Origin of the sequence: Pedobacter terrae (genome assembly GCF_900100705.1) — a bacterium.
GTDB classification, from domain to species: domain Bacteria; phylum Bacteroidota; class Bacteroidia; order Sphingobacteriales; family Sphingobacteriaceae; genus Pedobacter; species Pedobacter terrae.
Genome location: NZ_FNCH01000020.1, coordinates 36,479 through 62,972, shown reverse-complemented (window position 1 = coordinate 62,972; position 26,494 = coordinate 36,479). Strand labels below are relative to the sequence as shown.

27 protein-coding genes are annotated in these 26,494 nt (G+C 37.0%); 8 read left to right on the top strand and 19 right to left on the bottom strand.

Annotated elements, in window-relative coordinates; genetic code table 11:
* Positions 1-541: 541 nt before the first annotated feature.
* The 3 genes from BLR60_RS25245 to BLR60_RS20150 form a co-directional block, all read right to left on the bottom strand.
* A complete protein-coding gene (locus BLR60_RS25245) occupies positions 542-724 on the bottom strand; it encodes a GIY-YIG nuclease family protein (RefSeq protein ID WP_262502337.1) in 183 nt (60 codons plus the stop codon).
* A 152-nt stretch (positions 725-876) separates the two neighbouring features.
* Positions 877-4,419 carry a M1 family aminopeptidase gene (locus tag BLR60_RS20155; protein ID WP_090503121.1) on the bottom strand — a complete coding sequence of 1,181 codons (3,543 nt, stop codon included), beginning with the start codon at positions 4,417-4,419 and terminating at the stop codon, positions 877-879.
* Complete coding sequence (locus BLR60_RS20150) at positions 4,416-5,315, bottom strand: ABC transporter ATP-binding protein (protein ID WP_090503119.1); 900 nt, start codon at positions 5,313-5,315, stop codon at positions 4,416-4,418. Before BLR60_RS20150 ends, BLR60_RS20155 begins: the two co-directional genes overlap by 4 nt.
* 493 nt (positions 5,316-5,808) lie before the next feature.
* Here BLR60_RS20150 and BLR60_RS20145 point away from each other — a divergent pair, with 493 nt between their 5' ends.
* The 5 genes from BLR60_RS20145 (at position 5,809) to BLR60_RS25350 (ending at position 10,038) form a co-directional block, all read left to right on the top strand.
* Complete coding sequence (locus BLR60_RS20145) at positions 5,809-7,299, top strand: sensor histidine kinase (RefSeq protein WP_090503117.1); 1,491 nt, start codon at positions 5,809-5,811, stop codon at positions 7,297-7,299.
* Positions 7,296-8,021 (top strand): LytR/AlgR family response regulator transcription factor, encoded by a 726-nt coding sequence (locus BLR60_RS20140; protein WP_090503115.1) that lies wholly within the window; start codon positions 7,296-7,298, stop codon positions 8,019-8,021. Before BLR60_RS20145 ends, BLR60_RS20140 begins: the two co-directional genes overlap by 4 nt.
* Before the next feature lie 87 nt (positions 8,022-8,108).
* Positions 8,109-9,113 carry a phosphotransferase gene (locus BLR60_RS20135; protein WP_090503113.1) on the top strand — a complete coding sequence of 335 codons (1,005 nt, stop codon included), beginning with the start codon at positions 8,109-8,111 and terminating at the stop codon, positions 9,111-9,113.
* 63 nt (positions 9,114-9,176) lie between these two features.
* The gene (locus BLR60_RS25355; RefSeq protein ID WP_262502336.1) at positions 9,177-9,794 is read left to right on the top strand and encodes a dienelactone hydrolase family protein; all 618 of its coding nucleotides are present in this window, start codon (positions 9,177-9,179) and stop codon (positions 9,792-9,794) included.
* Positions 9,795-9,810: 16 nt separating this feature from the next.
* Positions 9,811-10,038, top strand: coding sequence for a dienelactone hydrolase family protein (locus BLR60_RS25350; protein ID WP_262502335.1), 228 nt, complete (start codon positions 9,811-9,813; stop codon positions 10,036-10,038).
* A gap of 139 nt (positions 10,039-10,177) precedes the next feature.
* On the opposite strand, the gene BLR60_RS20125 is transcribed toward BLR60_RS25350, so the two are convergent.
* The 14 genes from BLR60_RS20125 to BLR60_RS20060 form a co-directional block, all read right to left on the bottom strand.
* Complete coding sequence (locus tag BLR60_RS20125) at positions 10,178-11,140, bottom strand: hypothetical protein (protein ID WP_090503112.1); 963 nt, start codon at positions 11,138-11,140, stop codon at positions 10,178-10,180.
* A 7-nt stretch (positions 11,141-11,147) separates the two neighbouring features.
* Positions 11,148-12,245, bottom strand: coding sequence for a toxic anion resistance protein (locus BLR60_RS20120; RefSeq protein WP_090503111.1), 1,098 nt, complete (start codon positions 12,243-12,245; stop codon positions 11,148-11,150).
* Between the two features lie 28 nt (positions 12,246-12,273).
* Complete coding sequence (locus BLR60_RS20115; RefSeq protein ID WP_090503110.1) at positions 12,274-12,888, bottom strand: TerD family protein; 615 nt, start codon at positions 12,886-12,888, stop codon at positions 12,274-12,276.
* Between the two features lie 4 nt (positions 12,889-12,892).
* Positions 12,893-13,447 carry a TerD family protein gene (locus tag BLR60_RS20110; RefSeq protein WP_090503109.1) on the bottom strand — a complete coding sequence of 185 codons (555 nt, stop codon included), beginning with the start codon at positions 13,445-13,447 and terminating at the stop codon, positions 12,893-12,895.
* Positions 13,448-13,449: 2 nt separating this feature from the next.
* Positions 13,450-14,286 (bottom strand): phosphoribosyltransferase family protein, encoded by an 837-nt coding sequence (locus tag BLR60_RS20105; RefSeq protein ID WP_090503108.1) that lies wholly within the window; start codon positions 14,284-14,286, stop codon positions 13,450-13,452.
* Positions 14,273-14,977, bottom strand: coding sequence for an HAD family hydrolase (locus BLR60_RS20100; RefSeq protein WP_090503107.1), 705 nt, complete (start codon positions 14,975-14,977; stop codon positions 14,273-14,275). Before BLR60_RS20100 ends, BLR60_RS20105 begins: the two co-directional genes overlap by 14 nt.
* 104 nt (positions 14,978-15,081) lie before the next feature.
* Positions 15,082-15,840, bottom strand: a complete 759-nt coding sequence (locus BLR60_RS20095; protein WP_244155710.1) for a TerC family protein — start codon at positions 15,838-15,840, stop codon at positions 15,082-15,084.
* A 196-nt stretch (positions 15,841-16,036) separates the two neighbouring features.
* Positions 16,037-17,056, bottom strand: a complete 1,020-nt coding sequence (locus tag BLR60_RS20090; protein ID WP_143009118.1) for a WD40/YVTN/BNR-like repeat-containing protein — start codon at positions 17,054-17,056, stop codon at positions 16,037-16,039.
* Positions 17,057-17,063: 7 nt separating this feature from the next.
* Positions 17,064-17,495, bottom strand: a complete 432-nt coding sequence (locus tag BLR60_RS20085) for a DUF2147 domain-containing protein (RefSeq protein WP_090503105.1) — start codon at positions 17,493-17,495, stop codon at positions 17,064-17,066.
* Positions 17,496-17,595: 100 nt separating this feature from the next.
* A complete protein-coding gene (locus BLR60_RS20080) occupies positions 17,596-17,973 on the bottom strand; it encodes a DoxX family membrane protein (RefSeq protein WP_090503104.1) in 378 nt (125 codons plus the stop codon).
* A 368-nt stretch (positions 17,974-18,341) separates the two neighbouring features.
* Positions 18,342-18,758 (bottom strand): VOC family protein, encoded by a 417-nt coding sequence (locus BLR60_RS20075; protein WP_090503103.1) that lies wholly within the window; start codon positions 18,756-18,758, stop codon positions 18,342-18,344.
* A 133-nt stretch (positions 18,759-18,891) separates the two neighbouring features.
* Positions 18,892-19,305: a hypothetical protein gene (locus BLR60_RS20070; protein WP_090503102.1), complete on the bottom strand. Its 414-nt coding sequence runs from the start codon at positions 19,303-19,305 to the stop codon at positions 18,892-18,894.
* 19 nt (positions 19,306-19,324) lie between these two features.
* Positions 19,325-19,831: a DinB family protein gene (locus tag BLR60_RS20065; protein WP_090503101.1), complete on the bottom strand. Its 507-nt coding sequence runs from the start codon at positions 19,829-19,831 to the stop codon at positions 19,325-19,327.
* 3 nt (positions 19,832-19,834) lie between these two features.
* Positions 19,835-20,329 (bottom strand): DinB family protein, encoded by a 495-nt coding sequence (locus BLR60_RS20060; protein ID WP_090503215.1) that lies wholly within the window; start codon positions 20,327-20,329, stop codon positions 19,835-19,837.
* 134 nt (positions 20,330-20,463) lie between these two features.
* Here BLR60_RS20060 and BLR60_RS20055 point away from each other — a divergent pair, with 134 nt between their 5' ends.
* Positions 20,464-21,423: a GlxA family transcriptional regulator gene (locus BLR60_RS20055; RefSeq protein WP_090503100.1), complete on the top strand. Its 960-nt coding sequence runs from the start codon at positions 20,464-20,466 to the stop codon at positions 21,421-21,423.
* A 387-nt stretch (positions 21,424-21,810) separates the two neighbouring features.
* On the opposite strand, the gene BLR60_RS20050 is transcribed toward BLR60_RS20055, so the two are convergent.
* Both BLR60_RS20050 and BLR60_RS20045 read right to left on the bottom strand, forming a co-directional pair.
* On the bottom strand, positions 21,811-22,023 hold the full coding sequence (locus BLR60_RS20050; RefSeq protein WP_090503099.1) for a hypothetical protein: 213 nt from the start codon (positions 22,021-22,023) through the stop codon (positions 21,811-21,813).
* Positions 22,024-22,227: 204 nt separating this feature from the next.
* On the bottom strand, positions 22,228-23,097 hold the full coding sequence (locus BLR60_RS20045) for an AraC family transcriptional regulator (protein WP_090503098.1): 870 nt from the start codon (positions 23,095-23,097) through the stop codon (positions 22,228-22,230).
* A 269-nt stretch (positions 23,098-23,366) separates the two neighbouring features.
* Between BLR60_RS20045 and fucP the strand changes: the two genes are divergently transcribed.
* Together fucP and BLR60_RS20035 are read left to right on the top strand one after the other, a co-directional pair.
* Positions 23,367-24,677, top strand: coding sequence for an L-fucose:H+ symporter permease (fucP, locus tag BLR60_RS20040; protein ID WP_090503097.1), 1,311 nt, complete (start codon positions 23,367-23,369; stop codon positions 24,675-24,677).
* A 7-nt stretch (positions 24,678-24,684) separates the two neighbouring features.
* Positions 24,685-26,322 (top strand): UxaA family hydrolase, encoded by a 1,638-nt coding sequence (locus BLR60_RS20035; protein ID WP_090503096.1) that lies wholly within the window; start codon positions 24,685-24,687, stop codon positions 26,320-26,322.
* Positions 26,323-26,494: the final 172 nt, after the last annotated feature.

Below are 26,494 nucleotides of genomic sequence, written 5' to 3'. Positions count from 1 at the left end.
GCATGTCGTAGTGAGAAGCTACAACTAGAATGGTGAATCTACCAGACATCGTCACCCTGAACTTGTTTCAGGGTCTTATGGATAACAATCTTATTAAAGATGCTGAAACAAATTCAGCAGGACGTAGCTCTGAATAATTTGCAATTAGTCTTGGCGTCTCGCTAAGACCCAAAAAAAATAATCGCATGTTGTAGCTAAACACTACAATCAGAATGGCAAGGTCGTCATTTCGACTGAAGCTAACCGGTTCTTCGCCGGTAGCGGAATGCCTGCCCGTACAGGCGGGGAGAAATCTATCAAGTCAGATTTTTCGACTGCGCTGCGCTTCGCTCGAAATCATAAATATGCGGCGTCATCTCGACTGAAGCATGGCGAAATGGAGAGATCTATCAAGACAAAATTACATCACTTGTCACCATCATTCATCCCAGTTATTTATAACTTCAGTTAAATCGTTCCAATCCTTATTAAAATTATTAATTAGCGTTTCTTTTTTTAATCTATTCCACTTTTTTAACTGTTTCTCCCGATTGATAGCCTCTTATATCGATATAAAACACTCATAATAAACACAATAGATCAAATTATACCTAGCAGTAAAGGAATCTGGGTAAATTTTATTTTGATGATTATAAATACGGCTTCTTAGATCAGAAGTTACACCAATATATAAAGTTGTTCTTTCATAATTGGTCATGATGTAGATCCATCCTCCAAATTCCATGTTTATGAATTTACAGATAAAATCATTATTTCACTGAAAAATTCTTCAGTTTTTATTATCGTTGAATACAGAACAGAAAATCTAATTCATAGATTTCTCGGCTACGCTCGAAATGACGAAATTATTTGGATAAAGTTTGAAGATATGGAACTTCAATGTATCATTACTTTATCATCGTATTTAACAACTAAAATGTTATCGCTTCTATCAACATCCAATAAATATCCGTACGGATCAATTCCTACTGTTTTTGGTTTATGGTCAACAATGATTGACAGTTTGGTTTTATGCTGATTAATATAAAACTTTTGCATATATAGAGGTTTGGTGTCGGCCTTCCAGTCTATCTCCAATTGATCAAAACAAGCGAGATCCACCTCAAGATCTGGCAACTGCCTACTACCTTTACTTAATCTTTCTGCATCTACCAACAGATCAACCTGAAATTTTCCGTTTTTTAACGGTTTACAATTAATTAGTTCTACACCAAGATCGTAAGTCACTACCTCATTAAAACAATCGCCAATAAACTTTTTATCTTTAGGCAGCGCCTGCTTTAAAAGTATATTTACCAGATCGGCAGCTGTTGCTTTAGGCATGGGATATTGATGTTCCAATATCAGTTGACGCAGTGCACCATTAATCCGCTTTTCCCCCATCGTCTCTTTTAAAGCATACATTATCAATCCACCCTTTTGGTAATGTACATAAGGCTGATCTAAAGTTTTAGCCAGAGGCAATTCTTCCTGATCATTATTCCGGTTCAGAAAGTAAAGGTCATTATCATAAGCGAGATATTTTCTCAGATACATTTTGCCAAAAGTCTTTTCAATCAATACATTTTCGGTGTATTTAGCCAATGATTCGGTGAGCATAGCATAACCTGCACTATCTGCAGGAGCCAATATGTTTGCCCACCATTGATGCGAAGTTTCATGTGCGGTAATGGCGTAACTTTGATTAATAGCGCCGTTCTGACTATAATTGCCCAGAAAATTAATATTTTCAGCACTAAAAATTACGCCCGGATAAGCTGTAGCAGCACCTTTATATTGTGGTATTTCTGCAATGGTTAATTGTTTAAAAGGATATTTCGTAAAATTTGAGTTGCCGTAATCTAAAGCATCTCTAAGCGCTTTAAACATACTTTTCAAGTTATACGCTTGCCCTGGTTGATAATAAATACTTAAATCAATCCCCTTATACTTTTCTTTTTTCAAAGCATATCTTGCACAGCTCAGTGCAAACATGAAATTAACCGGAGCAGCAGTTTTGTATTCAAAGTATTGCCGGTTATTGGATCGCCAACTCTTCTGTAAGTCGCCGATAGTAACCACCCGCTGATCGAAAGCGGTAGAAATAGTCGTTTCATAGTCGACCAGATGGTATTTATTGTCAAATGGTGGCATCGTGGTAATTTCAGGCAGACCTGCTTTTTTCCGTTCCTGTTTATCATCACTTTCAAAGTGATAACAGTAACCCAACTGCGGGATAAATTTCTCCAGTTCGATATAGGTACCATTGTCGACAACCGAATTCTCCGTATCGAAAGTTGTAAATCCATTCCTGATGACCTCCATCGAAAAATTCATTACGATTTCCTGATCGGGCTGTAAGGGCGTCTTTAATATCAAAAACTGTTGGTTAAAAGCCTCATCCCTTTCATTTCTTTTAATTCCGACAATGTTTACGGAACATGAGTGAACAGCGGAATCAACAGAAATCCATACTTTGTCAATTGGCTCATTTGTTTCATTTTTAAGCAAATACGTCCCCTTAACGGTGTATTTTCCTTCTCCTGGATATAAATCCACACTGGTTTTTACGGCTTTAATAACAGGCTGAGGGAGGTTAGATAATGATTTGTATTTCTGCTCGTAAGCCAGCTGCCAGTTTAATCGGGCTTTTTTATTTTTATATCTCCCAATGCTATTCGTTTGATGGAAAATAAATGCCGCACAGGAAATCCAAATCAATAATGCCGGTGCTATAATCCATTTATATTGCTTCAAAGCCAAACCAATGGATCTTAATCTCGCTTTAATGTTTATTTCAACTAAACGCTGCCATAATCCAATGGTTAACACAGCAATAACTATTGTAAAGGCCAACCAATAAAGCATGTACCAGTTAAATGCATTGTTATAATATCCAAAACCATTAAAATAGGAATGTTGGAGATCTGGAACAGTAGCAAAGCGAAAAAGATAATGTTCCAGGCCAAAGCGTTCGGCATAAGTAATGAGGAAGATCATGATCATGTTTAGTAACATGCCTAAATATTTGTTTGTACTTAAAGTTTGAATAAAAACAATAAGCACTACAAAGAGTAACAAAGGAAATGCGCTATAATAGTATAAAGATAAATATACGGGCAATTCGAGTTGAAAATATCCATGGGTAAGTTGCAAAACAATACCGATTCCAATATTTAAGGTTACGAGAACAAAGACAAGTCCAAAAAGGCTCAGGATTTTTGCCATCCATAATGCCGAATCGGGAACAGGGCTACTGTAAATGAGTGAATGAATATTGACCGATTTTTCCCTGCAAATACTTTCTGAAGCATAAAAAATAATGAGAATCAGCGCGAATTTCATCGAGCGCATTTCTTCGATAATAATGCCTGTTGCCGGATAACTATGAATGCCATAAATGCCGCTAAATAGTCTATCTTTTAACTCTATGCCAAACAAAACTACCCACAGCAACAGCATGACCATAATGGGTATATTTTTAAACAGGAAGATCATTTCTAATTTTAACTGAGCTTTAAAAGCCCTGAAATAATAAGAGATACCACTTGCTAAAACCATTAAAGCACGATAGGAAACCAAGGGCGTATAGGCTGTTTTCCCGGCTTTAATCTTTAATTGTTGCTGCTGTGTTAGCCTAAAATGGAATAGGCGATAACTCATCACAGTTAGCAAACTTATAACACAAGTCCACAGTATTCTATTGAGTAAAAATGCACCTTCAAAAGGAAATAACTGGTGATTACGCTGTAGGTTAGTCCATGTTCTGGTTTCGCCAAAAAACGAAGCCAAAGCAAAAGGATCTAAAAGTATTGGCAAAAGATCAGCACTGCCTGCTTTCATTGTCGACGAAGCCAGTAAAGGAGAGTTCCCAAAAATAGAAGCCAGCAGGTATAAAATGTAAATCAACACGCCAACTACATAAATTGCCCTTACACTTTTGGTTAATATGGCAGTACAAAATAAGAGTCCTGCTGAAAATAGTACATTCGGCAAGGCAAAAACTACAAGCGGTTGTAAATAGTAAGTCATGTGAAAGCCCCCCAGGCGATCTTCATCAATAAAAAAAGAACCTGCATAAATCCCCAGCGCTACCAGCATTAATAAGCTAAAAACTGTGGTGATCAAGCCTAGCAATCTTACGCTAAAATAGGGCAGTTTTGTAATTGATGTAGTAAAAACAACTGCTTCCATTTTATACATATTATCCCGAAGCACCACATTCGCACTAAATAATGTAGCTGAAAAAATGGAAAAGAGCGAGAGCAGGGCTATGATATTAGTGATGACATAAGGCGAATTTTTATGCACCTCTGCTGAGCCAAAGCTACCCTTTACTTCACAAAAATAGCCGAGCATAAAAAATAAAAGTGCCGCAGCTTTAAATGATACCTGCCTGAAATGATACTTCAGCTCAAATTTTAGTAAATCTGTTATCATCTCTTTGCCTCCATGTTTAAAATGACTGCATCAGATAATGAAGAAAAGTAAACCTCTTCCAAACCTGGGTAAACAGATTCAAAACCTGCCGTGGGTAATTGATCTGCCAGTACAAATACATGCAACTTACCCGAAATAACTTTAGTAGAAATGACATTAAAAACGGATGAATATTGAGCCAGATCTACTTTGCCGATTGCCTTTCGCCAGATTTTTCCATCTAATTTTTCGATTAGTTCCGAAGGTTTGCCTTGTAGAATCAATTTCCCATTAGCCATCACTGCCATTTTAGCACAAAGGTCATTCACATCCTCCACAATATGCGTGGACAGGATCACCACCCTATTGGTGCCGATTTCGCTCAACAGATCGTGGAACCTATTCCTTTCTTGTGGATCAAGTCCTGCGGTGGGCTCATCAACAATGATTAACTGCGGGTTACCCAATAAAGCCTGGGCAATTCCGAAACGCTGCCGCATGCCCCCGGAAAAAGTACTGACAGCTCTCTTCCTGATTTCAAATAAATTAGTCTGTTGCAGCAATGAAGTCACCTGTTCCCTTCGTTCACTCTTATTTTGAAGTCCTTTTAAAATCGCAAGATGATTTAATAAATCTATAGCTGAAATATTAGGATACACCCCAAAATCCTGTGGCAGATACCCCAATCTGTTACGCATCTCCTGAGGATTCTGCAACACATCATTTCCATCAAAATGAACCAGACCGGCATCTGGCAGTTGTAAAGTGGCAAGCGTACGCATAAGTGAGGATTTACCAGCTCCATTAGGGCCCAACAAGCCAAACATACCATTTGCAATATTTAGCGTAACATCATCAAGAGCCTTTACCCCATTTTGATAAGATTTTGTAAGTTGCTGTATTTTAAGTCGTACCATATTAAATAATTAAGATGACCGCAAATTAGACTGATGAAACCAGTTTATTAAATTTAAGTGACAAAGGAAGCAGAACTGATGACGAAGGGAAGTATTTACTAGTAATTTTCTTTCATCATGAAAAACAGGTCTTTCATCATCCATTGACACGGTTCGTGTCTCCACGAAACGAGAACAGGAATTCCTTTCATCATGAAAAACAGGCCTTTCATCATCTAAATTTCAGCATGGCTTTAAACTTTAATAACTTTAGAAATTAGTTTGACAAGGCATCAAAACACATTTTTAACGCTTTTAACAAAGATCCTTCGACAAGCTACCATTAACAGAATCCACTAGTTCGGTCGTCATTCGATAGCCATCGGATCAAGTTGGGAATGACGATTTCTTGATGGATATTACCTAATTAAATTTTATCTGGCAATCATATTGATTTTTATATCATAAATTATCCTCAGGATTGACAATTTTACTCCTATTATAAGTTAACAAAATGCTTAATACCAAGAACTTTAATTATAAATACCAGGATTTTTCCCTAAATATTGGCCTGTTATTATGGATAGCCATATTTAATACTTACCATTTAACCAGCAATATTTGGCTTAACTATGCCAGCTGTATTTTGGCTTTGGGTTTTTGTTTGCTCCCTGTACTTGTTTTTTCTTTTCTTAAAGCCACACTAAAAAACATCTTAACCCGAAATCGATACGTTGCCTACTGGTGCATTTGCTTCTTTATCCTGCTTCCGCTTTTTACCGATCTAGCATTTTACCTGCAAATTGCGAAGCTTAGCCATACTGTTTTTATTTCAACAGCTTTGGCAGCAACTTCCCTCGAAATGATATTAATTGCCAATCATTATTACCAGAAAAAAGTGAAGCATATTAAATGGATCAAAAAAATTGGCCTGGAACATGCAGTACTCATCACCATTATTCTACTTGCTGCAACCATTTCCATAATGGCCGTTTCAAGTTTAGACAACCCCATTTACCAACGAAATGGTTTCCGTTTAGTAGGTTTTGAATTCAGCTTAAAAGCGCTTTGGTTTAATGTTGGAACATTTTTAGGCTTCTTTTTGCAATTTCTAATCATGTACCTCTGTGGATACCTGCTTTTTCTGATCAATAGCCGTTTACTGGTATCTAAAATCCTCAAAGAAAAAGGACTGCTTATTTATCTGTTAGCACTTTCTACAACCCTTGCCTTGCTGTATCCCCTATTGGCTCAATTATTAATTTCACTACCCATTAATACGGTTTTCGGTCGGAACATTTTCGAAACCAATCCATTCGAACTTGAAAATGCATTAGGCGCCTTTGCTATTATGCTCATCAGTTTACCGGTAGTTTTGGCACTGCAATGGGGCAAACAGAACAACAAAATCCTTTCTTTAGAGAAGGAAAAATCGCAACATGAACTTGACTTATTAAAACAACAACTTAATCCTCATTTTTTCTTTAATACGTTGAACAACCTTTATGCTTTAAGTTTGCAAAAATCAGCTAAAACGCCCGACAGTATTTTACAATTATCAGAACTGATGCGCTATACCATTTATAAAGGGCAGGAAAAATCAGTTAAGCTTTCGCAGGAAATTGATTACATTAATGATTACATTCAATTGCAACAAATCCGTTTGCAAAAAAACTTACATTTTGAATTTAATAAGGAGGTTACCGATGATCAGATTGAGATCGTTCCTCTTCTGCTGATTGTATTTGTAGAGAATGCATTTAAACATGGTATTGAACCTGCTGAAGACGAAGCTTCTTTGAAACTAATGCTAACCGCTAACCAAACCGTTCTCTTTTTCTCTTGCGAAAATTCCTTTGATCCTAACGAAAATACTGATCATAAGGGGATTGGGATTGGTAATTTAAGAAAGAGACTCGAATTACTTTATCCTAACCGCTATACATTGCATATCACTTCAATTGATCATATCTTTAAAGCAGAACTTAAACTCCAGCTAACATGAGCTTACGTTGTTTGATAATAGATGATGAACCGCTTGCACATGGTATAATTACTGAATATGCAAAAGATATTCCTTTTATTAACATCGTTGGAAACTGTTACCGCGCTACAGCAGCATCAGATTTTTTAAGTAAACAACCAGTAGATCTCATTTTCCTGGATATCCGGATGCCAAAACTAAATGGTCTGGATTTTTTAAGGACTTTAGTGCATAAACCTCTTGTGATTATAACCTCTGCGTACGAAGAATATGCTTTAGCGGGTTTTGACCTGGCCGTTTGCGATTATCTTTTAAAACCCTTCAGGTTCGACCGTTTTTTAAAAGCCGTTAACCGTGCACTTGAATTGCACAACCTTAATAAGCAAACGATTAAATCTTTCGAAATTGAAAAAACAGCGCAAAAAAACAATAGACAAATCGCCATCAAGGTTGACAAAAAGCACATTCTGATCAAAATAGACGAAATACAATATCTGGAAAGTCTCGGTAACTATGTAAAAGTTTGGAAAAACAGTGATTTTCTACTAACACCTAGAACGTTGGCCAGTTTTGAAGACCAGTTGTCAACAGATTTCATCCGAATCCATAAATCTTTTATGCTTAACAAAAAATATGTAGACTATTTAGAGGGCAACACCATTGTGCTTAAAAATGGTCAGGAGGTTCCTATCGGTAAAAGTTACAAGGGCACCATTAAACAGTTGCTTGATATAGCGGATTAAAAAGTGCCCATTTCATTCGTATTTCAAGAGTAAGGATAAGATCCCGGCTAAAAAATTTATATTTAGCGCCCCTAAACCTATATTTCCATGCAGCATTTATTCCCCGCACAATATTCCACGTTATCTGCCGCCGCTTTAAAAGATTATTTAATTGACACTTATCAGTTAGATCGGTCTACGACCTGCCGGTTACTCATCAGAAATGTAAGTGACACCTATATTCTGGAAAATCTGAGCCGGAAATATATCTTCAAAATTTACCGCGATGCGCACCGTAAGCGCAACGAAATTGAAGCTGAAGTGGAATTGCTAAACATTTTAAGCGCAAATGGAAATTCAGTTTCTTATCCAATCAGGGATGTCGAAGGAAAACAGATTCAACAGTTTAATGCTATTGAGGGTTTAAGAAATGGAATCCTATTTTCTTTTGCAGAGGGGAAAGTAGTTTTAGACCTCGAGGACCGGCACCTCGTTCAGTTGGGACATGATATGGCTAAATTGCACCAAAGTACTTCATCAATAAACCTGAACAACCCAAGGCCGGTATTCAATTTCGAAACTACTTTATTTGAGCCCTTAAAAGACCTAGAGGTTCATTTTTCAGAAATGAAAGAAGAATATGAATATTTAAAGCGCATTTCAGAAAAAGTAGTTGAAAAGTTTAAGGAATTCGATACTTCAACATTCAGTTATGGCTATTGCCACTATGATTTCTTTCCTAAAAATTTCCACTTTGATGAACAGGGGAAAATAACCTTTTTTGATTTCGATTTTGCAGGAAAAGGTTACCTAATTAACGACTTAATGTCGTTCCTTAACCACTATTTCTTCCATCAGCTGAATAACCTAATTTCCAAAGAACAGGCAGAAAAGGATTTCGATACTTTTTTAAATGCCTACCAAAAAGTTAGGCCATTAACTGCGGATGAATTAAAAGCCATTCCTTATCTGGGTATTACCTTTCATATTTTCTTTTTAAAATTCTTTTACGACAATTACGACGATTGGTCAAATGTTTTTTTAACCCCCCGATATACGAAACACCGTGTGGCGTTGATCAAAAAATGGGAAGACATGTATTGTAACTTTTAGGCAATGCGGTCTTAAATCTCAACATGCTTTTTTATCTTGTATAGCAATTCAAAAATTAATAAGATGGACCAGAAAATAATTAACCTGTACGATGAGTATACCCACAGTGAGCTAAGCCGAAAAGATTTTATGAAAAAGCTGGCCATTATGGCTGGCAGCACAGCATTAGCCATGACTATCCTGCCTATGCTGGAGAATAATTATGCCGCTGCTGCAGATTTTAACCGTGATGATATCGAAGTGGAGAATATCACCTACACAGGTGTTGAAAGTGAAATGAAAGCAGTTTTAGCTAAGCCGAAAGGTAAAAAGAATTTGGGCTGTATATTGGTTATCCATGAAAACAGAGGCTTAAATCCACATATTATTGATGTAACCAAACGTATTGCCGCCGAAGGTTTTCTGGCTGTGGGTGTTGATGCCCTTTCACCGCTTGGAGGAACGCCAGCTGATGAAGATCAAGCACGCGAGCTGATTGGTAAATTAGATCCTGAAAAAAACCTGCAGAACTATTTAAGGGGACTTGATTATTTACGAAAGAGAAAAGATGGCAACGGCAAAGTAGGCTGTGTTGGCTTTTGCTGGGGCGGTGGAATGGCGAATAAATTAGCGGTTAATGATCCTAAACTGCAAGCCGCAGTAGCTTATTACGGGGCGCAGGCAAATGCTGCCGATGCCTAAAATTAAAGCGAGTTTAATGCTTCACTACGCTGGTTTAGATGAAAGGATTAATGCCGGAATTCCAGCTTACGAGCAGGCTTTAAAAGACAATAAAATTAATTACAAAATTTACATCTATGATGGCGTAAATCATGCATTTAACAACAATACTTCCCCAACCAGATATAACGAAGCCGCAGCAAAACTGGCCTGGAACAGGACCATTGACTTGTTTAAACATAAATTGGCGGTATTGACACGATAGGATCTCATCGTTACAAGAAAAATTCAAGTTTAAAACCTAAAGTCGTCACCCTGAATTTATTTCAGGGTCTATTGTGGTAAAGATGCTGAAATAAATTCAGCATGACGATCGTGTCGGTTTAACGAAATCAACCAAAACCTTAAAACAGATCCGTCTTCAACATCGTCTTTAAAATATTCGACTGAACATCAAAATTATTGAGGTGATTCAGGAAATTGATATCCGATATTTTACCATAACTATCTTCCAATAATTGGGCAACTTCATTCGGAATGGCAGTTTTTAAAACAGCAGCGTTACTTTTTAATTTATCGTTTTTATACTGCAGTTCCTGTACAATCCGCTCCCGTTCTGAAAGGTTATTTGTCATGTCCAGGTCTTTTAAAATAGTGAGATCGCAAAACAGGAATAGGTTTCTGCTTGGAAAGAACAGGTAGTAATAATCTTCATCTAAAAATTTATAAACTTCAATCACCAGTTCTCCAGCTTTTAAACCAATATAAAACTCGGTCCGGAAATCGTTCTTACAAAGTTTGCCCATTAATTTTTTCTCAATGGTGGCATAAACATTCGTGTATACTTGTTTATCCTGAAGATCAATCAGTTTCGAAAATTGATCCGTAGTGAGATCATAATAAAAACCGTTAGCATATTTGGAACTAAAAACGTTGATGTTTTTTGAAAAGGGAAAATCTGAACTCAGATCAGACAGTACGCTGAAAAGCTTCCGAAGCGATAAGTTAATTTTAAGCGACTGTTTTTGCTTATCCTGCTGAAAACTTTTCTGATCAACGAGCGACCCTGCCATTCGATCAATCAATTCTTCATTCAGATCAATTTCATCATAGATAAGGGATACATTTTTCTCATTGCTCTTTTTAATCTTTCTGAGCAGTTCGATTACACTATCGGTAAATTGAAGATGAAAAAGATCTAATTTTTCTATTTCCAGTTCTTCATTATTGGCAAAAAGTTGATGAATAACCTGGCTCCGCAGGTAAATTTTGTAAATCACCTCATCATCAAAAAACACAGAGAGCAACTGTAAACGGTTGATCTCTGCGCTTGATTTTTTGAGAATATTTAAACGGTATTCATCCATATTTTAATTAATTCACCCTCGTTACGTTCTTTTTTAACTCTGCTTCCAAAGTTTTAAGTTCGCCATCTAACACTCTTCTACTCTGTGCACCTACTTCATGGATCTGTTTCACTTCGTTAAGGGTTTCAATCAGCGATGAAGTGGTTCGTTTCAAGGTTTCCAAAGATACTACTGTTTTTTCATTCTCTTTGGCTACATCAATACTGTTTTGTTTTAGCATCTCTGCGTTTTTCTGCAAAATAGTATTGGTGGTATCCGAAATTTTCTTCTGCATCTCTACATTGGCCTTTTGCCTTTGTAAAGCAACCGCAATAGTCAATTGGTTTTTCCATACCGGAATGGTGGTAGAAACTATCGACTGTGCTTTTTCTGCAATGGAAGTATTGTTGTTCTGCACCACACGGATCTGTGCTAAAGATTGCAACATAATAAAACGTACAATCTTCATATCGGCCAGTCTTTTATCCAATCGACTAATAAAATCCCTTAAATCGGCAATTTCATAATCCTGGTAATCGGCCGGGCGACCTTCCATTTCGGCCAGTTTGATACTCAGTTCGTTATACTTTAACTGTCCGGCAATAATCAGTTCTTCCATCTGGTGGATATACCCAACGTTGCTATCGAACATGGTTTGCAGCGAGCTGTTATCTTTGATTGAGTTTAATCTTCCAGCTTTTATTTTGTTGGTAATTTTATCAATATTATTAACCACCACATCATATTTCTGGAAAAGCTTCTTCACATCAACCACTAAATTTTTCAAGAATGGAATCCTCGAGATAAAACTCTTAAAGCCGCTCTGTTCCAATTCAGATACATCGATATAATTTAGTTCGGTTAGCAGCTCGTTAATTAAACCACCAACTTCGCCACTGTTGTAGGTACGTACAGATGATAAAAAATCATTACTGTATTTCTCCATGGAGTTTTGGGCATCGCTTCCATAATTCAGAATCGAATTTACATCCGATGGTTCTAGCGATTTTCCAATTTCCTTATATTTGGTTGTTTCCTCGGCTGTTATTTTTTCGAGGTCAACATTTCCGTCCTTATCCAGTTTAACCGGAGTAAGGTCCTGAGTAACGTTTGGGTTGGTTTCCATAGTTTGATTTATGACCAGCTTTTACGGCTTATAAATAGTTTTGAGTCACGGTTTTAACGGTATCTTCCAATTTTCTATCTTTAGTTGGTTCGCCAATGGCATTAAATTTCCATTCGCCGTTTTTCTTATAAAAAACACCCATTACCATTGATACGTGACCTGCAAAATTAGCTCCGTTGGCAATGTCGAATTTAGCAAAAACCTCGTTTACACGTTTTGTTGTGCCTTCATAAATACGAATGGAAGCAAAAGGAATCGTACCAAAATCATGACCTCTAAAGCTGTTTAATACAAAGGCAACATAATTTACATTGGCATCCAACTGTGAAAAATCAAGTGTGATGATCTCGTTATCTAAACCATCATCGCCACCCATATCGCCAGTTAAATCATCGCCGCTGTGTTTTACCGAACCGTTTTTAGATTTAAGGTTACCAAAGTACACTACCTCTAAAAGCTGTTTGTTTTCGTTGTATAATGCACAGCTTCCGTCTAAATCTACCGCTTCTTTTGATGATCCGAAACCGAAAAGGCCTTTCTTTTCAATAGCGCCCCAGTTAATACCTACACAAACATTCTGAAGTTTGCTGCCATTGCTTTTTTCCAGACTGATGCGCTGTCCTTTTTGAAGATTGATTGCCATAATATTATTGATATTTGTTTAAATAATCCTGTAAACCGCCCTTCATACCTACGCCAACAGCTTCAAACTTCCATTTGCCTTCACGTTTGTAAATCCTTCCGAATTCCACAGCTGTTTCAATAGAGAAATCTTCTTCTAATTCATATTTTAAAATTACTTCATTGGTTACCGCATCGAAAATACGGATGAAAGAATTTCTAACCTGACCAAAATTCTGTCTTCTGCTTTCTGCATCATGAATGGTTACCACCACACAGATCTCACTTACTTTGGCATCAGCCTTAGTTAAATCAATTTTAATCTGCTCATCATCGCCGTCACCATCACCTGTTAAATTATCACCGGTATGCTCTACAGCACCATCTGGTGAAACCAGGTTATTGTAGAATACAAAATTTTCGTCAGAAATCAGTTTTTTCTGGTCGTTTAATATAAAAATTGAAGCATCTAAATCGAATGCTGAACCTGTTGAAGAGCTGTTGGTATCCCAACCTAAACCTATTGTAAATTTAGGCGCATCGATATTTTCACGCTGCCCCTTCTGCAAATTAATAGCCATATTTAAATTAATTTATAATTGTTGTTTTTGATATAGTCTTTTATAAGATGTAAATTTTTAGCGTACGCTTCTATTGTATGGTAATTATTCCCTAACGACAGGTCGTAAAGCTGATTGATAAAATCGGCGCTCCGGCGTTCTAAAAAGATGGTAAAACTGCTCGAATTCGTATTTAAAATGTATTTTACAATGCGGGTATTAAACCTGAAATTGCCGCTATCAATAATATCTTCCAGATCAAAAATTGATTTGATCTGATGGTAATTCAGGAAGTTCTCTACATTGGGATGAATGTTTTTATTCACCAGTTCGGCAAAATAAAGCATATGCATTTCATTTTTTAAGCCATACTCTTTTGCCATTTTTAAAATCATCCGCTCATGGCTTCCGGTAATCCTGATATCATCCAGAAATAACAGCGTTTTACCCGTTAGAAAATCTTTATCAATATGGAATGAATCGTTACCAATGAGCGACAGTCTTTCTTCAGCACTTAACTCGCCATAATCTTCTTTGTAGGTAATGGTTCTGTGTACTTTCGTTTCCTGTACAACTAAACCACCATTTTCGACCAGCCAACGGTTAAGCTGGCAAACGAAATAGTTTTTCATGGCAAAAGTTGCCGTAGGGATAAAACTGTAAGGGCTGGAAATCACCACAATCTGACCGGCAATTAAATTATCGGCCAGGTAATACCTGATAAAACCATCGGCGAGGTCTTTTCCAAAAGCTCTGGCTACCAGATCATCACCAAACTTAAAACGACTGTAATCATCGGCACTAAAGCCAAAATCGACGGTATTGTCTATTTTGTGAAGAGAGAAATTATACGGTATCATAGAGTAGGTTTAAGATAGATAATTTGTTGGAATTGATCAGCATACTATTAATCCCCAGTGCTTCTGCACCGCGGATATCGGCATGGGGATTATCTCCAACATGGATCACGTCTGATAACAATAATCCAGGATGTTTTGTTCTGTCAATACGATCTAACATCAACTGAAAGAAGCCAGCATTGGGTTTCGACATGCGCACTTCATCAGAATAAAGCTGAAAATCTATAAACTGACCGATACCTAAATGTTCGATGACCTTTTTTAAGGTTTTACCTTTAATAAAACCGGTGTTACTCAGTATATTGGTAGAGCTTTTGCCCGAATCTTTAATTTTGTCCAATACAGTTAAACAATCGGTACAGTAAAGTTGTGGCATATGGTTAAATACGATCTGTTCCATATCCTGATCGAGTACTTCAAGGTCTACCTCACTAAAGTTGAAATCGTAATCATTGATCATGCTGATGATCATTAAATACATTTCATCAGCATCCACATTTTTACCGGCTTTTTCATTAATGGCGTTTACCATCAAATCTACCTGGCGGAAAGTGATGGCAATTTCATCAATGCTTTTATGCTTGCTATTAAAATTTCTGAAAAAATACTGTACCCGTTCCTGCTTATAAGTTGGATTAGACTTAATCAACGTTAACCAAAGATCGAATGAGTAGTGTTTGTAAAAAGCCATTGCACCCTGTTTCGTAATCTGTTTAATAAATTCTAATATTACACATTTGATTGTATAATTAGAAGCGGTTGATTGTAAGATTTATGACAGACAAGCCGTAAAATTTACGACTTATCCAATACTTTTTCAGCTTCTTCCGAGATAACAATATCACTCTTGTGCTTTTTGGGATAGTTGAACAAAACAGAGGTTATTACGGGTATAATGAAAATGGCTACGGTAAAAATAGACACAAAAAGATCTGTTTGTTCCCCTTCAATGGCATGAGAAATTGGCGATTCGGGATAAAAATGCGTAAATAATGACGAAGTAAGTTTAATACCTAAAACACCGATTACGATAAAGGCTACGGTTTCTAAAAAGGTAAATTTCTCCATTAGTTTCACAAAAGCCTGTGCCACAAAACGCATGGCCAGAATCCCGATAAAAACACCAATATAAATTAACCAGATGTGATCGGTAAAGGCTACCGCAGCAAAAACGTTATCAATAGAGAAAGCTAAGTCCATCACTTCTACCAGGGCAACAGTAGCCCAAAAAGTACCCACCAGGCCAACAGTAGATTTATAGATCCAGCTTTTGCTTTTATCTACTTCCTCTTCTTCCTCATTCTTTTTATTGTTCTTTTTTCTAAAATAATCGAAAGCAAGATATAATAAGTATAAACCGCCAAGTGGTTTTAACCACCAGATTTTAACTAACCACGCTGCCAGGAATAAACAGATACCCCTGAAAACATAAGCACCGATAATGCCATATTTTAGTGCTTTTTCTCTCTGCGATTTAGGCAGATCCATTACCATGGTTGCCAAAACAGCAGCATTATCAACCGATAATAAACTCTCGATTACAATTAAATTCAAAATAATTAATAATCCAGCTTGTATATCATCCCCTAAAATTGTGTGCAAAAAATCCATCGAGCGATTGTGTGTATGTTTAAAATTAAAGTTTTAGTTAACAGCAAAGAAACAAAATTTTATCATTTCTGCTATTTAAATTATTGTTTTAATGTTAGAATGGCAGTTATTAAAATTGTTACATATTCGAAGCCTAATATTAATTGGCGGCATCTAACTGATAGATTACGCCATTATTGCCAGCTAACAAAACTGCTTTGCCTTTTTTAGCCTTTTGAACAGCATTAAAACTCTTATCTGAAATCTGTTTCCAGTGCTGACCGCCATCGGTAGAAATATCAGTGCCTGAAGTACCTGTAGCAATTAAAGTTTTAGCATTAATATAAGCCACAGCCGATCGAAACCCTAAAACAGGTCCGGCAGGCTTTAGCCAGGTTTTGCTCCCATCGTTTGTTAAAAGCACATTATTCGAATTATCTTTATCCTTTAAATAATTACCGCCAACAACTATACCCGTTTTTTCATTAAAAAAATCAATAGAGAAAGGGCCTGTACTTCCCTCGCCCTGTAAAATCGGACATTTGAATACCTGCCAGCTTTGTCCATAATCCGGAGAAAAGTAAACGTTAGAAACCATACCCCCCGTTGCAATCCAGGTTTTACCTCCAGGTAATGTTTTGATAGTTGTTCCACTGGCTGCAAAACCAGCTTCTCCTTTCGTCAGGTTGATTTTCAGACTTTTCGAAATATCCTGCCAGCTTTTGCCTGCATCAACCGTTTTAAGCAATTGCATTTTATCATTTATGGGATCGCCAAAAATGATTCCTTTATTTTTATCCCAAAAACCTAAACCATCCAAAAATATTGCTGAATCTACATTTTTATAATTTTCTGTCCAGGTTTCTCCTCCATCAATGGTTTTTAGGATATAAGCTGGCGAGGCAATACCTACAACAATGGCCTGTTTATCATCAAAGGCTTCAATATCCCTGAAATCGATTTTTTCGTAACCTTTCGGGTTTACCCATTTCCAGGTGATACCGCCATCTGTAGTTTTACCAACTGCCCCATTACTCCCGCTTACCCAGGTAACCTGATCGGATACCACACTTAGTCCGCGTAAGCTGGTTTTAGCATGCTCATTCAGCGGTTTTATAGAATACGACTGCGCCGCGCAAAAAAAAGGTGCCCATAAAAGGCACCATAAAATTTTCTTCATTTATAAATTATTTTACCCGTCTAAAAGTTTCAGATCGGCCTAAAAGTGAAATACCTATATATCCGCGGATATTTAACACATCAGCACCTTTTAAGCTCATATTACAGCTATACGTTTTACCGCTTTTAGGATCATAAATAGTTCCATCAGTCCATTTGCCGTCATCATAAACAAAATTCTTTAATATTTCCAGATTTAACAAAGGACGCTTTTGCAAACTTTCGTCAGGATTTTTAACATCCAGTTTTGGCTTGCCGTTTATGTTTGGCTCTTTTATCCAGGCCAGTTTACCATAGAATTTATCACCTTTTTTATAGATTTCTATTTGTCCTTCGCCCGATGGATTAAGCCATTTGCCTACAATTGCATCTTTGTTCTGCGCAAAAGCAGAAAACGATATGGCTACAAAGAGCAGCATTAAAAATGGGAATTTTCTCATATTTTTTTATTTCTAGTTAGTTTTTAAAGATAATCATTACACCTTATATCGAAACACTAAATAAAGAGAAAAAGTATGAGAATTTTAAAAAACTTTAAAATTACTTTGAAACGATGGGCAGATACTTGGCGCGATAGGCATAAAAAAGAAATAAATTAAATATAAGCATTGCACCAACCAGGGGTAAATCTTTAGGACCTAAAAATGCATGATACAGGAAAATGTTTAGTGTGACCGGAAAAATGATCAATGCAGCCAATGGCGCAGTACGGTTAATAAGCAAGAGTATTCCACCAACTAACTCGGTGGCTTTAATTAAGGGCATTAAATAAACAGATGCCATTACGCCCGACATAAATGTGGTTTGAGCCGCTGTCATTTCTGGTGCTTTCGGCATTAAGTGGAGAAAAAAGCTTACAGAAGCAAAAAGATACATGGCGGCCAGAAGTACGCGTACAACAATTACTGCAATTTTCATATGGTTTAATTTTTGGTTTTATATTTAAAAATAGTAAAATTTATTTGTTCAATTGGTCATTAGTCCATTGGTCATTAGTTCATTGGTCATTAGTTTATTAGTCATTAGTTCATTAGTCATTAGTTTATTGGTGATTGAACATTGAACTAATTAATAATAGATGCGGAATTTTAAACTGCCTCTTTTGCTTATAGATTGATAGCCAAATAAGTTATAACAATTAATAAAGCCTTAACACCATTAACTTCTTAATGGTCTATTTATTTATTGTTGATAGTTCATTGGTAGATCAATCATGGTATTTGATCATTGTTATATTGCTAATCCTGGACTAAAGACCCACGACTACGGACTCCAGACTCCCCCTCCTACTTATAATCATAGTTCACCATCCATTGAATGCCGAATTTATCTGTAGCCATACCAAAAAGCGCATTCCAAAAAGTTTTTTCTAGCGCCATAGTTACAGTACCTCCTGCTGATAGACTATTAAATAAACGTTTGGCTTCGTCTTCGCTGGTGGCATCGATTGAAAGTGAAATGCCGGTACCAAATGTTGCTGGTGGCATCGGATTGGTTATATCGGTACCCATTAAAATATTACCGCCTATGGGTAAAGCAATGTGCATCAACTTTTCCTGATCGCTCAAAGGCATGCCTTCGCAACCTGGTGAATCTTTATAACGTTGCAATACCAAAAATTCGCCGCCAAAAACTGACTTGTAAAAGTTGAATGCTTCTTCGGTGTTTCCGTTAAAATTTAAATACGTGTTAAGTGTTGCCATTTTTTGTTGTTTTAATCCTTTTAGGGTTTGTTATGATTTGTTTTGCTATTATGTTATTGTGACGAACGCTCGTCATCCTGAACTTTTTCCAGGATCCATTTAGTTAAGATGATGAAACAAGTTCAGCCAGACGTTACATGGAAATCTTCGTCAACGTTACATCCATCCACTGCACCCAGTTTTTACCATCAAATTGCTCCCATGTGCCTTCAATCGTATGGGTTTTAAAATTTCCCTTAAATCTTTCGGCATCAGCAAATATTAAAATGATATCATCATAAATTTTAAGGGTAGATATTGAAATGCAGCCCGCATTATCGAAAGATTGCGATCTAAAAACATCTTCCATATCATCATAATGTGTAATTTCTAATGATTGGATCGTTTTATTTCCGAACATCACATCAACCTGACGTTTTAAAAAAAAGCCTCCATCAACCCACTGATAGGTGTCAGTTCCGGTAATTACGTCTCCTGATTTTGTTAAACCTTCTGTTTTCCATTTGCCGATGTATGGATTTAATAGCTCCAACCTGTTGTTTCTCATAAATTTAGTTAAAAAAAAATCAATTTGTGTCCAACGCCCTATACATCTTTTCTAATTGATGCTCATGTCGCTGTGTATGGTAAATCGCAAAATAAATGGCCTCCAATCTGGTCAGAAAGCCATAAACAGGCAATTTGAATACGCTACAGGTTTTGGTCAAATCCAGACTGCTTGCTGCAATTGAAATTCCATTTCTGATTTCTTTTAAGCGCGCCAATAATTCTTGCTGTTTATACACCGCAACTTGAGGGTAAATCTCATCAGGAGAACGGAACTTGATGTTAAAATTTAACAAATCATTTTTAATTTGTGCTACCATCATATCTGCTGGTCTATCTGTTTCAGTTATCGGACCATTTATAACCTGCAAAAAGCCCGAATTTGCTAAAATCACGTGTTCTGCCAATTGACCGGCGGTCCAGCTTCCTTCAAATGGAACAGTATTAATCCATGTGGTATCAAATTTTGATAGCGTGTTTTCTAATGCCGATAATATTTTTTCGGCTTCTTTCATTACCTTTTCCATAAGTTACATATAATTCATTCCAGGGTAGCCCAATAATCTTCGCCAAAGGGCAATCTGTCCGATACAATTGGCTTCGCGATAGCTGCTAAAACCAATCATGTCGAACAATGTGATTTCCATTTCAGGCATAACAAATTTTTCTTCCAGTTTTTCATCTGTAGCTGTTGTTAAAACTTCCTGTAAAAGAGGGGTAATCTCTTGCCAGTCTTTAATAAGATCTACTAACGGCGGATAATTGGCATCATCCATAATTCCTTTGTTATTTTCAAAAAGCTCATCAGTTACAGAAGGCAGGCTAATGCTGAATGATTTAGCCAAAAAGTACCGGCTGTGTATCACGCTACCTGTAATCCATGCAATATGATTCGCTTTAGTTTCTAATCTTTTTTGGGCATCTTTTTGGTCTATGCCAGCTAAAGCCCTCAATAAAAAATCTGTGTGCATTTCGTAGAGCACCATAAAACCATACATCCTGCTACTTGTTGGCGTAATTTTCATATCATTATTCATCAGGTAATTAACTTGAAATAAAGTTAATGGTTAATTCAAATGAACATCATTGCCGTAGAAGTCAATCTTGAGGGGCATTTAAGACAAATTTTATATATTTACGATACCTAAATTTTAACCAAATGATGCAAGTAGGTGTTTTAATGCCCCAAAACTTCAGATTATTAAGCATAGCAGCTATTTTAGATGTATTTGATACTGTGAATGGTTTTTATAAAAAAGATGAACTTGAAGTCCCATTCAATATTAGTTTAATTACCCTGGGCGATACCCATTATAGTTTCAGTACACATCCACGCGTACATCTGGAAAGCACGGGACAGTTGGGGTTAATTTTGGTTCCATCTTTTGCCAGCCCCGATATAAAAGATTGCATCAACGCCAACAATGGGTACATTCCATGGCTAAACAAACAATATGCCGGCGGAGCGGAAATTGCTACCTTTTGTACCGGTGCTTTCTTACTGGCCGCGTCCGGACTACTGAATGGCAAAACTGCTACCACACACGTTGATGCCTGTTCTGCTTTTTCTACAGCTTTTCCTTTGGTTCATTTAAAGCCTGATAAAACGGTAACACAAGACGGCAGATTATTTACAAGCGGTGGCGCCACCTCTACTTTTCATTTATTGCTGCATCTTTTACAGCTTCATTGCGGAAAAGATCTGGCTATTAAGGTGGCCAAAATTTTCGCAATTGATATGGACCGCATAACCCAATCTTATTTTAGCACTTTCCAGCCTGTCCGTCATCATAATGACGATATAGTTGCTTCCGCGCAGGAAAAAATCGAAAATAATTATCAGGATATAGCCACTATTGAAGAAATGATTAAAGATATTCCTTCCAGCAGACGAAATATTGTACGCCGCTTTAAGCAGGTGATTGGCATGACCCCTATTGAATATCTTCAGCAAACCCGTATCGAAGCTGCAAAAAAATTACTGGAACAAACTGCGCAACAAATGACAGAGGTTATTTACAACTCGGGCTACAATGATCCAAAAGCATTCAGAAAAGTATTTAGAAAATCTGTAGGTATGACACCGACGCAATACCGTGATAAATTCCAGCCAAAATAAACAAACGATTAAAAAAACAAAGCACGAACATAAAAGCAAAAAACTAAAAAAATAGTTTTCAACATAAGAAATCGAAAATGTTAATAATTTATATAAAATTAATGCACGATCATAGCATTTTAAGGATAACTTAACGTTATAATTACACTAACCAAATAACAAACATTATGAGCACATTCCTTTTAGTTACAGCGGCATTTTATATTATCTCCTTTGGATTAATGCTGTACTGTCATTTCTCCGCTGAACAGATTCCCAGCGATGATGAAAAATTTTGATTAATTTATTTCCGTCATCCAAATTAACGTCTCCCTTCAAGTTAAAAGATAGCTTTTTCGAGAATGAAATACCTACGCCAAATCTGTATTCAACGTTTATAAAATTATCTTATTTATTTGCCAGCCATTTAATTAAATAGGGAGCAGCTCCTGTATACCATAAAACTGCAGCAATTAAAAATATAGCAATGAGGATCCATAAAATCGGCCATCCTTCAAATTTGGGTTTAGGACTATTCTTATAAGGATCATTAAGGCTATTATGGTCATTGTCTATCCATTCACCTTTCTCTTTTGGTTTCGGATTAGAGATATCGCTCATAAAATAATTTGGTTAGGGTACAAATTTAAGCTATAAACGCATAAATATCAAAATAAGTTTCAACATACCTTGCTATTGAGATCAATCAAACGCAAGAACGTTATTTAAAGATGCACTAAACAGTATAATGTATTTAACGTTAATAGCATTGCAAATATTTTCAAAAAGGTTGTTAATTTTTAAAATTGAATTCATTAACAGATATTATTGCTTAGAAAAAGCCTGCTGATATTTCAACGGTGTTTTACCCGTTATTTCCCTAAAATATTTATGAAAACTGGTAAAATTGTAAAACCCACAATCATAACAGATTTCTTTTACGGTTAGGTTGTTTTCGATCAATAATTTGCAGGCCTGCCCTACTCTAATCTCATTCAGAAACTGCGTATAGGTTTTCCTACTTTTGGTTTTAAAGAATTTACAGAAAGAATTGGGGCTAATTTTAGCTACTGCAGCAATTTCCTTAAGTTCAATCTTATTTTTATAATTGCTTATGGTATAATTATAAATAGATTGGATCCGGTCTTTTTCGTTCTCCAAGAAGTTTGGTTTAAAACCTAGCGAAACCAATGTGCTTCGTTCTTCGCAATTGGCTATCTCTGTTAATACTTCGAGTATCTTGATAATCCTTATTGTGCCCTTTGCGGTAATCATCTGAGGCATTAAGCCAGCAATTTTTTCTTTTGAAAATCCATGCAGCTGAATTCCCTGTGTGGACTGGAGCAAAACTTTTTTAAGTTCCTGATTTTCGGGAAGCTCCATAAAATCCCTTCCCAAGAAATCTTCTTTAAAATGAATCACATAAACATCAACCGGCTCACAGATTTTTCCATCAAAAAATTCCGGGTCAAAACGCCAGTAATGCGGCAGATTGCTCCCCAGCAAAACTACATCACCCTCCTTAAAATTTTTGATACTATCGCCAATAAACTGCGTGCCTCTGCCTTTTTTAATATAGATCAATTCTAACGCAGAATGGTAATGCCAACGGTTATTTACATCCGGCATAACATCTCTTCGGGCGCTAAAAGAATCTACAGAATTAGTAGATACATTGAGTAAATGCGGTTTCATAAAATCTTAAAAAATCAATCTAATATGCAAAATTAATTTACAATGTAAAAAATCAAGCTAATATCATTTAATAATTAGATGATAAAGTTAAATTTTTATTACCGCTGAACGGTTTAATTTGTAAAGCCGCAACTCACCAGAAATAGCTGATAAAAGCTGGATTATTTATTCTTGTCTAGCGCGATTGAAAGTTGATGCTTAAGGTTTCCAGAAGTTTAACTATTTTTATTTTAGCAACACCTGCTTAAACCATTTATAACCAAATAAACATGAGCCAAATTACACCCACAAACTTTAAAGTCTCCGACCAGCCAAAAAATGGAAAGGGATATTTATTTCCCTTAATTCTAGTGACCAGTCTGTTTTTCTTTTGGGGATTTGTCCATAATCTCGATCCGATATTGATTCCACATTTACGTAAAGCATTCCAGCTGAATGTTTTCGAATCAACCCTGGTCGATTCATCTGTTTTTATCGCCTATTTTTTATTGGCATTACCCGCAGGCTACATCATGCGCAAATACGGTTATAAAAGCGGTATTATTTTGGGATTGGTTTTATTCGCCATTGGCTGTTTATTATTTATACCGGCGGCCAATACCGCACAATATATATTTTTCTTAGGTGCACTTTTTATTATTGCATGTGGCTTAACCTTTCTGGAAACAGCTGCAAACCCTTATGTTACTGTGCTCGGGCCACCAGAAACCGCTACACAGCGCTTAAATTTCTCCCAATCTTTTAACGGTTTTGCGGCTTTTGTAGCTCCTGTACTTGGAGGTAAATTTATTTTTACCGAAGTAAAATATACCGATGCCCAATTGGCGAAAATGCTGCCTTTAGAAAAACAGGCTTATATGCTCGAAGAAGCGTCGACGGTTAAAGCACCATATTTAATTTTAGGCATCCTAATTATTGTGGTGGCTATTTTATTCATTTTCACCAAGCTTCCAGATATTAAGGAAGAAGAACATGTTCAGGAAAAAAGTAGTTTTCGCCATGTATTAGGCCATAGCCATTTGCGTTGGGCAATTATTGGTCAGTTTTTTTATGTAGGTGCCCAGGTTTGCGTATTAAGTTTGTTTATCAGTTTCGTAACCTCATCAGCAAGTATAAGTCAGGATGAAGCTAAATGGTACGCTGGTGCAGCAGGCTTGGCTTTTATGATTGGCAGGTTTGTTGGCACCGTGTTTATGAAATTTGTAGCGCCGCATAAACTCTTGATGTTGTATGCCTTAATCAGTGCTGTGCTTACCCTTTTATCCATTTTTGGAAGCGGAATGATTACTGTTTACGCTTTAATAGGTGTTGCCTTTTTTATGTCGATTATGTTTCCGACCATATTCTCGCTAGGCATAGCAGGCTTGGGCAAAGATACAAAACTGGGTTCTTCATTAATTGTAATGTCTATTGTGGGAGGTGCATTTTTACCTCCGGTTTTAGGTTTGATATCAGACGCTACCCATAACATCCAATATGGATACCTGGTACCTTTTTTATGCTTCTTAGTGGTTTTCTACTTTGGCTGGAAAGGATGGAAACCCAATCATATCGAAAAAGAAATAAGTTTAGAAGTATAAATTGATAATGAAAAAATTAGTCATCAAGATTAACAATGCTGATAACGTTTTAGTTGCATTACAAGATTTACCAGCAAGCACCCCAATACTACACGAAGGCAATACTTACGTTACCGCTGATGAAATTCCAGCCAAGCATAAATTCTTTATGCAGGATATGAAAGCTGGCGATGAAGTTCTGATGTATGGTATTTTGGTTGGAAAAGTGCAGTTTGATGTAAAAGCGGGCATGAGGATGACTATAGAGAATACCAAACATGCCGCAGAGCCATTTGCTTATCGTAGTGTTAATTATAAGTGGGTCGCCCCTGATGTGAGTAAATATGCCAACCGCAGTTTTAAGGGGTATCACCGTAAAAATGGCACAGTAGGTACAGCAAACTACTGGTTGTTTATCCCTACAGTATTTTGCGAAAACAGAAATCTCGATATTATTAAAGAATCGCTCTATAGTGAATTGGGTTATGCCGTAGATGATAAATATAAGTCTTATACCCATAAATTGGTTCAGGCTTTTGAACAGGGAGAAGACATTAATAACATTAGTTTTGAACCTAAAGTAAATCAGGCCAACCGTACTTTTAACAATGTAGATGGAATTAAATTCCTGACGCATAATGGTGGGTGTGGCGGAACACGACAGGATTCAGACACCTTAAGCAAGTTATTAGCAGCTTATGCCCATCACCCAAATGTAGCCGGCGTAACGGTTTTAAGTTTAGGCTGTCAGCATTTGCAGGTAGCAGATTTTAAACGCGACCTTTTTGCACTGGATTCAGATTTTGACAAACCACTTTTAATTTTTGAGCAGCAAAAAGCGCAAAGCGAAGAGCAATTGATCCAAAATGCAATCCGCAATACTTTTGAAGGATTGATGTTTATTAATAAACAAGAACGCGCGGCGGCGGCGCTCAGCAAGTTGTGTGTAGGGGTGAAATGTGGTGGCAGCGATGGTTTTAGTGGCATTTCAGCCAATCCAGCAGTTGGTTACTGCGCAGATCTATTGGTCGCATTAGGGGCGAAGGTTTTATTGGCAGAGTTCCCCGAACTTTGTGGCGTAGAACAGGAAATGATCGATAGGTCTGTTGACCAATTAACAGCTGAAAAGTTTATCCGCTTAATGACGGAGTATGATGATCTGGCGCATAAAGTTGGATCTGGATTTTATATGAATCCTTCGCCAGGAAATATCAAAGATGGTTTAATTACGGATGCCATCAAATCAGCAGGTGCTGCGCGTAAAGCTGGCTCCTCGCCTATTGTAGATGTTTTAGATTATACCGAACCTGCAACCAAACCTGGATTAAGTTTAGTATGTACACCCGGAAATGATGTAGAAGCCACTACAGGTAAGGCCGCTGCCGGCGCAACGTTAATTTTATTCACCACCGGCTTGGGTACCCCGACGGGAAACCCAGTTTGTCCGACCATTAAAGTAGCCACCAATTCTGTTCTGGCCAAACGCATGAGTGATATTATTGATATCGATACCGGGCCAGTAATCAGTGGCGAAAAAACCATTAACGAAATGGGCGAAGATATATTGGAATACTGTATTAAAGTGGCCAGTGGTGAAGAAATACCAAAAGCCGTACAGCTTAACCAGGATGATTTTATCCCATGGAAAAGAGGGGTTAGCTTATAAAGGATGGGTGATGGACGAGGTAAAATGGAAGAGGTGCATAGAAAAGTTTCAAGAGATAAGTCGTCATTCTCGCCCAAGCGTGAACCACGAAGTGCTCAGCGAAGCTAATCTTAAAACACCGGTACTGGCATTAACATTCCCAATCAAGTTGGGATGACGCAACTCTCCAAAT

Excerpts from the sequence above, each read along its gene's own strand:
- BLR60_RS25245 (WP_262502337.1), bottom strand. The coding sequence starts at position 724 with ATGGAATTTGGAGGATGGATCTACATCATGACCAATTATGAAAGAACA.
- BLR60_RS20155 (WP_090503121.1), bottom strand. The coding sequence starts at position 4,419 with ATGATAACAGATTTACTAAAATTTGAGCTGAAGTATCATTTCAGGCAG.
- BLR60_RS20150 (WP_090503119.1), bottom strand. The coding sequence starts at position 5,315 with ATGGTACGACTTAAAATACAGCAACTTACAAAATCTTATCAAAATGGG.
- BLR60_RS20145 (WP_090503117.1), top strand. The coding sequence starts at position 5,809 with ATGCTTAATACCAAGAACTTTAATTATAAATACCAGGATTTTTCCCTA.
- BLR60_RS20140 (WP_090503115.1), top strand. The coding sequence starts at position 7,296 with ATGAGCTTACGTTGTTTGATAATAGATGATGAACCGCTTGCACATGGT.
- BLR60_RS20135 (WP_090503113.1), top strand. The coding sequence starts at position 8,109 with ATGCAGCATTTATTCCCCGCACAATATTCCACGTTATCTGCCGCCGCT.
- BLR60_RS25355 (WP_262502336.1), top strand. The coding sequence starts at position 9,177 with ATGGACCAGAAAATAATTAACCTGTACGATGAGTATACCCACAGTGAG.
- BLR60_RS25350 (WP_262502335.1), top strand. The coding sequence starts at position 9,811 with ATGCTTCACTACGCTGGTTTAGATGAAAGGATTAATGCCGGAATTCCA.
- BLR60_RS20125 (WP_090503112.1), bottom strand. The coding sequence starts at position 11,140 with ATGGATGAATACCGTTTAAATATTCTCAAAAAATCAAGCGCAGAGATC.
- BLR60_RS20120 (WP_090503111.1), bottom strand. The coding sequence starts at position 12,245 with ATGGAAACCAACCCAAACGTTACTCAGGACCTTACTCCGGTTAAACTG.
- BLR60_RS20115 (WP_090503110.1), bottom strand. The coding sequence starts at position 12,888 with ATGGCAATCAATCTTCAAAAAGGACAGCGCATCAGTCTGGAAAAAAGC.
- BLR60_RS20110 (WP_090503109.1), bottom strand. The coding sequence starts at position 13,447 with ATGGCTATTAATTTGCAGAAGGGGCAGCGTGAAAATATCGATGCGCCT.
- BLR60_RS20105 (WP_090503108.1), bottom strand. The coding sequence starts at position 14,286 with ATGATACCGTATAATTTCTCTCTTCACAAAATAGACAATACCGTCGAT.
- BLR60_RS20100 (WP_090503107.1), bottom strand. The coding sequence starts at position 14,977 with ATGGCTTTTTACAAACACTACTCATTCGATCTTTGGTTAACGTTGATT.
- BLR60_RS20090 (WP_143009118.1), bottom strand. The coding sequence starts at position 17,056 with ATGAAGAAAATTTTATGGTGCCTTTTATGGGCACCTTTTTTTTGCGCG.
- BLR60_RS20085 (WP_090503105.1), bottom strand. The coding sequence starts at position 17,495 with ATGAGAAAATTCCCATTTTTAATGCTGCTCTTTGTAGCCATATCGTTT.
- BLR60_RS20080 (WP_090503104.1), bottom strand. The coding sequence starts at position 17,973 with ATGAAAATTGCAGTAATTGTTGTACGCGTACTTCTGGCCGCCATGTAT.
- BLR60_RS20075 (WP_090503103.1), bottom strand. The coding sequence starts at position 18,758 with ATGGCAACACTTAACACGTATTTAAATTTTAACGGAAACACCGAAGAA.
- BLR60_RS20070 (WP_090503102.1), bottom strand. The coding sequence starts at position 19,305 with ATGAGAAACAACAGGTTGGAGCTATTAAATCCATACATCGGCAAATGG.
- BLR60_RS20065 (WP_090503101.1), bottom strand. The coding sequence starts at position 19,831 with ATGGAAAAGGTAATGAAAGAAGCCGAAAAAATATTATCGGCATTAGAA.
- BLR60_RS20060 (WP_090503215.1), bottom strand. The coding sequence starts at position 20,329 with ATGAAAATTACGCCAACAAGTAGCAGGATGTATGGTTTTATGGTGCTC.
- BLR60_RS20055 (WP_090503100.1), top strand. The coding sequence starts at position 20,464 with ATGATGCAAGTAGGTGTTTTAATGCCCCAAAACTTCAGATTATTAAGC.
- BLR60_RS20050 (WP_090503099.1), bottom strand. The coding sequence starts at position 22,023 with ATGAGCGATATCTCTAATCCGAAACCAAAAGAGAAAGGTGAATGGATA.
- BLR60_RS20045 (WP_090503098.1), bottom strand. The coding sequence starts at position 23,097 with ATGAAACCGCATTTACTCAATGTATCTACTAATTCTGTAGATTCTTTT.
- fucP (WP_090503097.1), top strand. The coding sequence starts at position 23,367 with ATGAGCCAAATTACACCCACAAACTTTAAAGTCTCCGACCAGCCAAAA.
- BLR60_RS20035 (WP_090503096.1), top strand. The coding sequence starts at position 24,685 with ATGAAAAAATTAGTCATCAAGATTAACAATGCTGATAACGTTTTAGTT.